This window comes from Pricia antarctica (assembly GCF_900101815.1).
Classification (GTDB): Bacteria; Bacteroidota; Bacteroidia; order Flavobacteriales; family Flavobacteriaceae; genus Pricia; species Pricia antarctica.
The window spans coordinates 79720-92045 of the sequence record NZ_FNAO01000004.1; the positions used below are offsets into that span (position 1 = coordinate 79720).

Here is a 12326-nt window from a genome sequence, read left to right on the forward strand (position 1 = left end):
TGATTACACTGAAATACCTTAAATCACGAAGAACCTGTAGATTAGCGATTAAAGCCTTAATGTCTCGAATAGTATCGGTAATATCGACAAAGCGTTCATTATGTCGATTATTTGGTACTATCATGGACATTTTTTTGAATCTCTCCTTCTCATATAAGAATTCATCTAAATCTTTTTATTCGCTTGATCTATCAAACTCCCATACCATCCTATTCAACTATTTATTTCATAAGATTGATCCGATACAAATACGGATCTCATATTAAAAAATGTTAAATAAATGGTATTTATGTTAAATATGGGTCCTTTTTAAAACCGCGTCGTTTCATGTTACGTTGGTATTAATAGTAAAGAATTACAAACGGATTTAATAACTAAAACACAATCATTATGAAAAAACAGAAGATTACGGTCATCCGACCGAACGGAAACTCCGGAAATCCCCGAAGACAGTTTCTCAAACTGGGCGGATTAGCGGTGGCCGGTGCCGGCCTAATGATGGCCTGTAGCAAAGACGAGATGGCTCAAGCGCCTCAACCAATGCCACAACCGAATGCCAATGGCGACGATGACATGACGCCGGATGAAATGGGTATTTTCGATTTGGGCGAGGGCGATCTGGGCGTTTTGAATTACGCCTATGCCCTTGAACAATTAGAGGCCGATTTTTACACCAAGGTGGTTAACGGTTTTTACACCAACTGCTCCCAAGAGGAAAAGATGGTATTGACCGACCTTTATAACCATGAGGTAAATCACCGAGAGTTCTTTAGGGCAGCGATTGGTGCTGCAGTAGGCGACAAGAAGGAGCTGATATTACCGGATCTGGAATTTGATTACGGCGATTTTGACTTTAGTAACCGAGATCAGGTATTGAATACCGCGAAGGTTCTTGAAGATACTGGCGTATCTGCTTATAACGGTGCCGGTCAACTACTAAAGAATCCGATATATTTGGTTTTGGCCGGTAAGATCGTTTCGGTTGAGGCGCGACATGCTTCTGCCATCCGGACCTTGGTAAATCCTGGATCTGCAGATTTTGCAGGTGATGACGTGGTCACGGTTGATAATGGACTCGACCTTGCCAAAAACCCTTCCGAGGTGCTTAGCGCGGTTGCAGGACTGGGCTGGCTGCAAACTGAATTCACAGCGAAATTTTTACCGTAAAGGACTACTAACACTATAAAAACAATATATCATGAATATTATAAAATTTTTAGATGAATTTACCACCGACAATTTGGTCGCGAAAAAATCTTCGAGACGAGATATGTTCGGCACTTTTGGATCTTTGGGAAAAAAAGCCGTTATGTCCGCCATACCATTTGGTTTGGCTACCATGCCAGCGAAAATGTTCGCACAGGATTCCGGAAACGCAGCTGTTGACGCCCTACAATTAGCCTTGACATTGGAATATCTCGAGAATGAGTTTTACAACCGCGCCATCAATTGTACGGTACTTCCCGACGGAAGGCCGCGTATCGTATACGAGCAAATCGCAAAACACGAGGCGGCTCACGTCGATTTTTTGATTGCCGGCTTGGAAGGCGCGGGCGTAGAGCCCGTAGCTAAACCGGAATTCGACTTTACCGCCGGGGGGATGTTCGATCCCTTTCTTGAAAACGGTACGGACAAAGAAACCGCATATGCCCAGCTGTTAGCATTGGCACAAGCATTCGAAGATACCGGCGTACGGGCCTACAAAGGTCAGGCGACCAATCTTCAGGGTACGCCGTTTTTAACGGCCGCCCTACAGATCCACTCCGTCGAAGCAAGACACGCTTCTGAAATTAGGAGATTGAGAGGATTAAAAGGATGGATTACCGGCAACGAAAGAGGCGCCGGAATGCCCGAAGCAACCCAAGCTGTTTACAATGGTGAGGAAAATATAACCCAAGGTGGCGTCGATGTGACCACATTGGGTGACGGAGACCCGTTCGGATTTGATGCTTCTACCGAAGCTTATGATGAGCCAATAACCGGTGATACTGCCGTAGCTATTGCGAGTCTATTTATTAAAGCGTCATAGTTGTAAAAACTTAATTGATTTTCGTTTTAGGTTTTTTGATGAGCACTGCTGGGTAAAACCAGTGGTGCTTTTTTTATGCCTTCACGTCCAATTACTCACAAATTTTAGATTGAGACCTCGGTAAACTTGTAAGATATCAAGGTTTATGTTTAATTTTAGAGTCGATTCGAAAGAAATTCAAAAAGTATAATACAACCCAGTAGTCGATGCAACGAAGAAATTTTGTACAAAAAGCCACGTTGGCTTCCATGACCGCTTTATTGAGCGCCGATATTGTATTTGGTGCGTCCATGCCCAAATATTACCTACCGCTCGGTCTGCAAGACCCCGATCCCTTTAAAATGTTCGACAAGAACAAGGAAATGGTGGTACTGAACGATAAACCATGGAATATCGAGGCCCAAGCCCATTTGTTGGATGACAAGGTAACTCCCAATACAGCTATGTTTATCCGAAACAACGGCCTTATACCCGATGACCCGGATACTGCGAGCTGGACACTAGCCATTGACGGGGAATCAGCAAAGGAACAAAAATCATACACCCTTCAAGAATTGAAATCAAAATTCAAAACGCATACCTATCAGCTTACCTTGGAGTGCGGAGGCAATGGTCGCAGCGAATTCGATCCCCCGGCCAAAGGAAATCAATGGACTATCGGTGCCGTGTCATGTGCGAAATGGACGGGCGTGCGATTGCGAGACGTTTTGGAAGATGTTGGCGTGAAACCGGACGCTGTCTATATCGGCTACCACGCTGCGGATAAACATTTGAGCCAGAATCCTGATAAAGAACCGATTTCGCGCGGCGCCCCAATGGCCAAAGCTATGCAAGAGGAGACGCTATTGGCATTTCAGATGAACGGCGCCGATATTCCCTTGGCACACGGATACCCCTTACGTCTAGTTGCAGGGGGATGGCCAGCCTCGGTTTCGGGCAAATGGTTGAACCGCATCAGTATCCGAAACAAGGTTCATGACGGTGCCAAGATGGAGAGTCCCTCTTATCGGGTGCCCTGCAATCCGGTCGCCCCCGGTGAAAAGGTTAAGGATGAGGATATGTGCATAATCGAATCCATGCCCGTTAAATCCTTGATTACGTATCCCAAATCGGGAGCGATGCTCAAGGAAGGGCAATCCCTGAACATCCGCGGCCATGCTTGGGCCGGGGAATTGGAGGTGGCCCAAATGGAATATTCCATCGATTTCGGGGCGACCTGGAAAGATTGTCCCATAGAAAGACCCGCCAATCGCTTGGCTTGGCAGCATTTTTCCGCTAGAATAAATTTTCCCAAAAAAGGGTATTACGAAATCTGGGCCAAGGCAACGGACTCCCAAGGCGTTTCACAACCTATGTTATTGCCGGCATGGAATCCTAAAGGGTATTTAAACAATGCGTGTCATCGCATTGCGGTGAAGATAGGTTGATGTCGGATAACCCGCGTCGTCGATGTTTCTTCGAGCCGCTCGACTACACTCAAGATAAAGTAAAGTTGAGAGGGGTTCTTGCTCGCATCATTTAGATCTCGCCTGCCCCTGTGCTGATCGCAGTAAAAGAGCTCGACCGGACCGTTAAGCTAAAACGAATTTAAATTGGATTGATATGTCGGAGCAAAATAAATTCTGGAAAAGTTCAAGGCGGATATACCGTTTTTTGATAGTGGTCTGCGTCTTGGCGCTCGTTTCGGGAATCGTCATTTTCTATTTGAACCACGACGATATCGATAGCGATGAGAATGGAGAAAAACAATACACAACGTTCTCCGATGACGATCCGAACCGCATAGAAAATGGCATACATGTCCGCACTGGCCTTACCGATGCACCGGGACTGCAAGAGACGGTAGCTAACTGTACCAGTTGCCATTCCGCTAAATTGGTCATGCAAAATCGGATGAGTGCCGAACGTTGGCATGCCACTATCCGCTGGATGCAGGAAACACAGAACCTATGGCCCTTGGGTGCAAACGAAGCTATTATCGTCAACTATCTGACAACCAATTATCCACCCAAGAACAAAGGCAGAAGGGAAACTTTGGTCGGTGTGGATTGGTACGAGTTGAAGTAATATCTGCCCTTATGGAATTTAGCATAAAGGGGACCAAAGAAAAAGCGGAAGGCGCGTGATGATTTTGGTACGGCTTTAGGGATTCTTTGCGCTCCTAGTGTTTTAATTACTGTTCTAGAGCGGGATGTTGATACCTAAACTAATATTCCGCCCAATATTCGAAATACCATTCGTTTTTAAACGGGAAAGGTGCGAAATATAGTCTCTATCCAAAATATTATTCCCGCTGACACGAATATCCATAGATTGCTTAAAAATAGAAACCGTTCCTCCAAATCCGATATTCACTAAAGAATATCCTTCCGTAGTGGTCTCAAACGTACTGACCTTATCCTGTTTAAAAACGGATTTCAAGGTTAGGAAAACGTAACTGGAGTTTAACCATGAATCTTTTCTAGCAAATTCTGTACGTAGCGTGTTCGTAAGGCTATTGGCTGGAATCAGCGGCAGATATTCATCAGTGGCCGATTTTCCGGTGACGGTCTCGAAACTGCTTTCCACATGCAACCAGTCTAAGGGATGCGGATGAATGTGCACTCCTATTTCGCCGCCGTAAAGGTTGGCATTCTGTTGATTGTATATGAAAACGGCGTTTCCGTCGATGGTTGAACCGTTGGGTTCTATAAAGATGTAATCGTTGATGGTATTATAAAAACCATTGACATAAATTTCTAGATGTTCGTTGCCATATTCCAATGAGAGGTCGGTCTGCAAATTCTGCTCGTTCTTCAGTGCGCCATTGCCGATTTCATACCGATTGGTGCCCTCGTGGACACCGTTGGAGGTCAGTTCCGCCAAGTTCGGTGCGCGAAATCCGGTAGCGAGGTTGATGCGGCCGGTAAAATTTTTCAGAATATCATTTTTATAGCCTATCGCTGCATTGAAGCTGTTGAATTTTCGATTCAAAGTCTCAATAAAACCTTCTTCTCCCAAGACTCCGTTCGCTTCCCCGGCAATGGAGCGGTGGTCGTACCGAATTCCTAATTGCAGGTCGCTATCGTTTTTAAAATGCAGGTGCGAGGTGCCCAGAACGCCAATATCATCGGTGGTGGCATCGGGAATTAATATTTCTTCGCCAAAATTGGTGTTCGTCTGGTGCATGCCTTGAGCGCCGACAATGGTTTCGAGGTTGCCCCATTTGGGCAAATGATACTGTAGGTTGTAATTAAAGGTGGCCAGGTTCATATCCAGTGTCGCACCTTCTTCGCCCTCCTCAAACTCCTTTCGAGTGTTGAAGGTGTAGCCCAAAGTGGCTTCCAAGCTCGATTTGTCGAAAAAAACGTTCGTTTTGGAACTTAGAATGTGGTTGTCGATCTGCTGATAAGGTGATTCCGGGCTCCGGTCGCTGGTCTGCTGACCGATTTCTTCGGGAACACCCAATTTTAAGTTGTTGTAGTTGTATCTCAGCTCGGTCTTGAAAGTGGTGGATTGATATCCCAGTCCCGTTTTCAAATCGTACTCCCCAAATCGGGAATTGGTGACGTTCTGACCCCCGCCGGTCCCGTAATCGGTATGGCTCGCCGCACTTCCCCGAATTAGGAATTTTAATTTTTCGGAAGATGTGGCTATGCCCGCGTTGCCATCGAATCCGGTGGTATTTGAGAAATAGTTCAGATTGACATCCCCCTCCGTTTCTCCCGCGTTGGCAAATTTCTCGGGATTCAGGTACAGCACCCCGCCCATGGCGTCCGATCCGTAGAGTAGGGTGGCGGGGCCTTTGATAACCTCCACGCTCTCGATGCCGGCATCGCTGATTCCCAAGCCGTGTTCGTCGCCAAATTGCTGGTTTTCAAGGCGAACGCCTTGTGTATAGACCAAAACGCGATTGGAGCTTAGGCCCCGAATCACGGGTTTGCCGATGCCCAGTCCAGTAGATACGCTTTCCACGCCCGGTATATTGGTGATGCCTTCCGAAAGTGTCACGGCGCCCTTGGTCTTCAGTTCGGCCACGCTGGCGCGTTCTACCTTCATTACGTTTTCACGTTGTAGTTTGTGAAAGGGCGTCGAGACGATGACCTCTTCCATTTCAATCGCAGTGGGAGAAAGCGCGACGTTAATCGCGTTGCTTCCCTTTTTGAGCGTTAAGGTTTTTGAATAGGTCTGGAAACCAATGGAGGAAACTAAGATCTTATAGTTTCCGGTAGGCAGTGCGTTGATTTTAAATTGTCCGTTTTCATCGCTGATACTGCCTTTTTCTAGTTGTGGAAAATAGACGTCCGCGCCGAAAAGTGGTGAACCTGACGCATCATCGCTGATACTGCCTTCCAGCGAATTTTGGGATTGCCCATAAAGGGCGAACATTGCCAAAAGCAATGTTATATAGATACGTTGCATATACATATTGATTAATGTAATTCTTAAATAAAACAATGTTAATGACAAAGAATTATGCAACACAGGGAGGACCCCTTAATACGAAATGATGTTTTTGGAATTTATTAAGGAAGGAATAGGGAGGGTAATTGTTTTGAGGTAAAACTACAGGAAGCTTTTTCGTAACCGTCCAAAAGGAAGGATAGAATTGGGGAGAAAGTTTGAACTTTTGAAAGGCGCAATCTACTTCAGCCTCATGTACATGCAACGTTTTAGCATTCTTACATTCCGGGTGGTGGTGTTCAAAAAGGGCATGGGACAATTTGGTCAGCGATGGCGCTAAAATGCAGGCGACCAAAAGCAGACAAATAGAGGAAACAAAAAAGGATGCAATCCGTCGCATGCGGTAAAACTAAGAAAACATAAGGTAGGTAGGTGTTAAGAAATTGTAAAGTGCTTCGACGTTGTATTCATTTGAACAGAAATCCCAATCCCAAACGGTTTAGCGTTTTCTTTTCAAAATTCCAGAAGAACGTGAACTGGCCGAAAAGCCATCCGATGAGTACCAATAAAACCTGATAGATAGGAAAAATCAATAGAATACGTACCGGCCAGAATAACCAAGGGTTCGTGGTTTCCCGGTCCAGCCCAATAAATTCTGTTATTGGGGCTGCCAATTTTGTCGCCGCGGAACCTGTCACGGCGAACACGATACAAATAATGACAATCTGGAAATTGGTGTCAATGCCCCAGCGTTTTTTTAGTTTTTCTATTTTCAAGCGAAATCCTTTGGGTTCAAATATACGGATTTACAGTTGAAAGAAATTGTACTGCACATATCAAAACTGATATCGGACACCTAGGGCAATATCAAAATTAAAGCGATTGTCAAAATTCCCGAAACCGACGACACCGTATTCGGGGCGAACGTCCAAGGAGACTAAAACCGGAATATCAAAGTTGTACTCGATACCGACATCGCCGGCGACAAGGGCAAAAAAGCCACCATCGACTTCTTCTATAACGTTAGGGTTATTTGCGTTGGGAACCGGTTCAAAGCTTACACTACCTACACCCGCACCGAAGCCATAATACCAGTTTAGGCCGCGATCGATGCCATATACCCATTGGTACAATCCGGTCAGTTTGATTGCATCGTGCTCCCGGCTATCCCTGTAGCCAAAATCGATTTCCGCTCTTGTGTATCGCCCTAATAACCGTTGGTACGATATTTCGGCGCCGAAACCGTCGCTGTCCCCCAAGCGGAGTCCGAAGGCGTTATCGGCGATTTCTTGGGCTTGTAAGTTGGTAAATGAAGTGCAGATGCCCATTAAAAGTAGCATACTAAATATTTTCATGGTATTTTGTTTGAATATGTTGATTTATATGGATTTCCGGGTTCAAAAATATAGTTTTGCCGTATCCCTTCAACCATAAAAACTTACTTTTGCAATCAAAATTGCTTTCCATTGGATAAAAATTTACTTCAAGAGCTTGGCGCGTCGCTGCAAGGGCAGTTGGTATCCGATAATCTTACCAAAGCCCTATATGCTACAGATGCCTCCGTGTATCGCAAAACACCCCTTGCCGTGGTCTTTCCACAAACTATCGCCGATATCAAAAATTTGATCGCTTTTGCCGGCACCCATAACGTAGGACTGATTCCGCGAACGGCAGGAACTTCTTTGGCCGGGCAATGTGTTGGCGAGGGTATCGTTGTGGACGTTTCCAAACATTTCACTCAAATTATCCATCTCGACGAAGAGAAAAAGCAGGTTACCGTACAGCCGGGGGTGATTCGCGATGAGCTGAACCAATATCTCGCACCCTACGGACTATTCTTCGGCCCCAATACGTCCACCTCCAATCGCTGCATGATCGGCGGTATGGTCGGCAATAATTCCTCGGGTACGACCTCGATTCAATACGGTGTGACCCGGGACAAAGTGGTTTCGCTCAAAACGGTGCTTGCGGATGGTAGCGAAGCGGAATTTAAGGCCATTTCGAAGACGGATCATGAGTTTAAAAGGACAATGGATTCATTTGAATCATCTATTTATAAAAACATATATAACGAATTATCTGATAAGGATATAAGGGATGAAATACTATCCGAATTTCCCAAACCTGAAATTCACAGAAGAAATACGGGATACGCCGTAGACGCGCTTTTACAAAATCCCGTTTTTGGGATGGGCGATGCCGATTTCAACCTCTGCAAATTGTTATGTGGTAGCGAGGGCACCTTGGCATTCACCACGGAAATCACGTTGCAATTGGATGATTTGCCACCCAAGTTATCCGCTATGGTGGTAACACATTATTCCACTTTGGAAGATTGCTTGAGCGATGTGGCTCCCGTTATGCTCCACAGCTTGCATACCTGCGAGATGATGGACAAGGTGATACTGGACTGTACCAAGAACAATCGTGAACAGCTGAAAAACCGCTTCTTTGTAGAAGGCGATCCGGCAGCGCTCTTGATGCTTGAGATAAAAGCGGATACGGAAACCGATTTAGAACGACAATTGAAGGCCTTGCAGGCAACCATAGCCAAGTCGGGACTCAGTTATGCAAATCCAGTATTGAAGGGTGACGACATTAACAAAGCCATAGAATTGCGAAAAGCGGGACTCGGCCTCTTGGGCAACATGGTCGGTGACCGCAAGGCCGTGGCCTGTATTGAGGATACCGCCGTTGCCGTGGAAGACTTAAAGAATTTTATCGCAGAGTTCACTGAAATCATGAAAGGCTACGGTCAAGATGCCGTGTATTATGCCCACGCTGGGGCAGGGGAGTTGCATTTGCGTCCCATTTTGAATTTAAAGCAGTCCGCCGATGTGGGCATGTTCCGGGGCATTACGACCGATGTTGCCAAATTGACGAAAAAATACCGGGGCTCATTCAGCGGGGAGCACGGAGATGGCATCGTTCGGGCCGAATTCATTCCCCTGATGATTGGCGAGGCCAACTATGAGCTGCTCAAACGGATCAAGAAGTATTTTGATCCCCAGAACATATTCAATCCCGGTAAAATCGTCGATGCCTATCCGATGGACGAATCCATGCGCTACGAAATCGACCGCCGAGAACCGGAAATAAAGACGATGTTGGATTTTTCCGATAGCGAAGGTATCCTCAAAGCGGCCGAAAAATGTAACGGTAGCGGCGACTGTCGAAAGACAGAACACATGAACGGTGCTATGTGCCCCAGTTACCATGCCACCAGAAACGAGAAAGATACGACCCGCGGTAGGGCAAACGCATTACGGGAATTTTTGACCGTTTCGGACCAAAAGAACCGGTTCGACCAAAAAGAATTGAAGGAAGTGTTTGACTTATGCCTTAGCTGCAAGGCCTGTGCCAGCGAGTGCCCCAGTAACGTCGATGTTGCGATCCTAAAATCGGAATTCCTGTACCAATATCAAGAAGCGAACGGCTATCCACTGCGCAGTAAACTTTTTGCCTACAACACGAAATTGAACCGACTGGGCAGTAAGGTGGCGGGTCTCACTAATGCGGTCTATGGTTCTGAGTTTCTTAGCGGATGGTTGAAAAAATCCGCAGGGGTAGCCGCTCAGCGAAGCCTTCCCAAGGTATCAAGTTTTAATTTCGATATGTATCTTCAATCCTTTAAAAAAGAATATTCTACATCGAAACGAAAGCTTGTCTTGTATATTGATGAGTTCACGCATTATCTCGATATCGAATTGGGAAAAGATGCCATTGAATTATTGACACGCCTGGGGTATGAGGTGGAACTTTTTTATGGGGAAAGCGGGCGCACCTACATCTCCAAAGGATTTTTAAGACAAGCCAAAAAACTAGCTTTGACCCATATACCCAAACTTAAGGCTTTTGCCGACCAAGGCCATCCCGTGATCGGTTTGGAACCATCGGCCATTTTGACCTTTCGGGACGAATACAAACGTTTTTCCAAAGATTCCGTAACCACCAACGCCATTGCCGTGAACTCCTTTTTATTGGAGGAATTTCTATCCCAAGAAATCCAAAAGGGAGAACTGACAGCGGAACATTTTACCAAGGAGGCAAAAATCATAAAAATCCACAATCACTGTCATCAAAAGGCTTTGAGTAATCAAAAAGTAACCTTTGATGTACTCAATCTTCCAGAAAATTATATGGTTTCCATTATTACATCGGGCTGCTGTGGTATGGCGGGTTCCTTCGGGTATGAAAAGGAACATTATGATATTAGCATGCAGGTCGGGGAGTTGAAACTTTTTCCGGCGGTTCGGAAAGCTGCGGAAGACACTATCATCTCGGCCAATGGCACCAGTTGCCGGCACCAGATCTATGATGGCACCAAAAGAAAGGCGTTGCATCCGGTGACGATTTTGAAGGAGGCGCTGGCGTAAGGTTTGTCAGATCGAGCCTTTCGACGGCGCTCAAGATAGACTAAACTCGAAACCTAATGACAGGTAGCCTTTTGTCAGGTCGAGTGCAGTCGAGACCTAATTAGCGCGTAGCCACTTGGAGTTCTCGACTGCCCTCGAACGGACGTATCGACCTTGAAAAACTTTATAATTTGACATCTGAGCTCTTTTATAAAAAAACGGTCCTCTTCATCGGTTTCACTTGGCCTGAGCCCACCTCTACGGCTGCAGGCAACCGGATGCTCCAGCTGCTCTATTTTTTTCTGGAACAAAAATACCGAACGATTTTTGCTAGTGCCGCCGCCGAAACTCCACTTTCGCTGAACTTGGAAGCTATGGGCATAGAAAAGGCATCTATACAACTTAACGATGCTTCATTTGATGAATTTGTGATGGGTTTAAATCCCGATATCGTCATTTTCGACCGTTTCCTGACCGAAGAACAGTTCGGCTGGCGCGTGGCAGAATCCGTTCCCGATGCCTTACGGATCTTAGACACCGAAGATTTGCATTCGCTACGTAACACACGGCAGACTTTGTTTAAAAGGGATATTCCCTTTTCAATCGACGCCTGGTTGCAGAACGATACCACCAAACGTGAAATCGCAAGTATCTACCGAACAGACCTTTCCCTCATAATTTCGAGTTACGAGATGCAGTTGTTGACCGACACCTTGAAAATCGACAAAAACCTGTTGCTACATCTCCCTTTCATGTTGAAAGCTTTGGATGAACAGACCGTAAAAAAGTGGCCGTCTTTTGACGCCAGAAAAGATTTTGTATGTATAGGTAACGGTAAACATGCGCCCAATATCGATGCTATCCAATGGCTTAAAAATGAAATATGGCCGCTGATCCGAAATAAGTTGCCCGACGCTGAACTCCATATTTATGGGGCCTATCTCCCCGAACATATCCAACACCTGAATAATCTCAAAGAAGGATTCCGAATCATGGGATGGAGTGAAAATGCCGAAACCGTTTTAAGGGAAGCTAAAGTGAGCTTAGCTCCCTTGCGCTTTGGGGCGGGCATTAAAGGAAAATTGACCGATGCAATGCGGGCAGGCACTCCTACAGTCACTACCTCCATCGGTGCCGAGGGCATGCATACCGGTCTTAATTGGAACGGCCAGATTGCGGAGACGGCCGAGGATTTGGCCCGTGCCGCCGTTTCGCTGTATCAAAATCACGAGAAATGGCGTTCTGCCCAACTCAATGGCATAACTATCATAAATGGCTTGTATGATAAGCGTGTTTTGCATCAAAATCTAGCTGGAAAAATAGCGAATCTTGGAAATAGGCTCGAAGAACACCGAACCCAAAACTTTATAGGCGCTATGTTGAGGCATCAAACACTGGCCAGTACGAAGTTTATGTCAAAATGGATCGAGGAGAAAAATCGCAGTTAGAATTCGCCTATCTAGAAAGAATCACGATTATTAAAGATGTTAGCCGGGGATATTAAAAAAAATTAATAGGAATCCGCCGCGTTCTTCGGTGGGGGATTGAACATAACCCCT

9 protein-coding genes are annotated in these 12326 nt (G+C 45.8%); 6 read left to right on the forward strand and 3 right to left on the reverse strand.

Features of this window, described 5'->3' with window-relative positions:
- The first annotated feature begins 390 nt into the window (after nucleotides 1–390).
- The 4 genes from BLT07_RS07935 (at nucleotide 391) to BLT07_RS07950 (ending at nucleotide 4096) form a co-directional block, all read left to right on the forward strand.
- The gene (locus BLT07_RS07935) at nucleotides 391–1167 is read left to right on the forward strand and encodes a ferritin-like domain-containing protein (protein ID WP_091867537.1); all 777 of its coding nucleotides are present in this window, start codon (nucleotides 391–393) and stop codon (nucleotides 1165–1167) included.
- A gap of 31 nt (nucleotides 1168–1198) precedes the next feature.
- Nucleotides 1199–2029, forward strand: coding sequence for a ferritin-like domain-containing protein (locus BLT07_RS07940; RefSeq protein ID WP_091867539.1), 831 nt, complete (start codon nucleotides 1199–1201; stop codon nucleotides 2027–2029).
- Between the two features lie 206 nt (nucleotides 2030–2235).
- On the forward strand, nucleotides 2236–3456 hold the full coding sequence (locus BLT07_RS07945) for a sulfite oxidase (protein ID WP_091867541.1): 1221 nt from the start codon (nucleotides 2236–2238) through the stop codon (nucleotides 3454–3456).
- 175 nt (nucleotides 3457–3631) lie between these two features.
- Nucleotides 3632–4096, forward strand: coding sequence for a monoheme cytochrome C (locus BLT07_RS07950; RefSeq protein WP_091867543.1), 465 nt, complete (start codon nucleotides 3632–3634; stop codon nucleotides 4094–4096).
- A 114-nt stretch (nucleotides 4097–4210) separates the two neighbouring features.
- Here BLT07_RS07950 and BLT07_RS07955 read toward each other — a convergent pair whose 3' ends face one another.
- The 3 genes from BLT07_RS07955 to BLT07_RS07965 all read right to left on the reverse strand — a co-directional run bounded on the left by BLT07_RS07955 (nucleotide 4211) and on the right by BLT07_RS07965 (nucleotide 7767).
- Nucleotides 4211–6430 carry a TonB-dependent receptor gene (locus BLT07_RS07955; protein WP_091868208.1) on the reverse strand — a complete coding sequence of 740 codons (2220 nt, stop codon included), beginning with the start codon at nucleotides 6428–6430 and terminating at the stop codon, nucleotides 4211–4213.
- Between the two features lie 449 nt (nucleotides 6431–6879).
- The gene (locus tag BLT07_RS07960) at nucleotides 6880–7182 is read right to left on the reverse strand and encodes a DUF6787 family protein (protein ID WP_091868210.1); all 303 of its coding nucleotides are present in this window, start codon (nucleotides 7180–7182) and stop codon (nucleotides 6880–6882) included.
- A 66-nt stretch (nucleotides 7183–7248) separates the two neighbouring features.
- Nucleotides 7249–7767, reverse strand: coding sequence for a hypothetical protein (locus tag BLT07_RS07965; protein ID WP_091867545.1), 519 nt, complete (start codon nucleotides 7765–7767; stop codon nucleotides 7249–7251).
- 111 nt (nucleotides 7768–7878) lie between these two features.
- Between BLT07_RS07965 and BLT07_RS07970 the strand changes: the two genes are divergently transcribed.
- Nucleotides 7879–10788 (forward strand): FAD-binding and (Fe-S)-binding domain-containing protein, encoded by a 2910-nt coding sequence (locus BLT07_RS07970; RefSeq protein WP_091867547.1) that lies wholly within the window; start codon nucleotides 7879–7881, stop codon nucleotides 10786–10788.
- A 170-nt stretch (nucleotides 10789–10958) separates the two neighbouring features.
- Nucleotides 10959–12215 (forward strand): glycosyltransferase, encoded by a 1257-nt coding sequence (locus BLT07_RS07975; protein ID WP_245726475.1) that lies wholly within the window; start codon nucleotides 10959–10961, stop codon nucleotides 12213–12215.
- The last annotated feature ends 111 nt before the right edge of the window (nucleotides 12216–12326 follow it).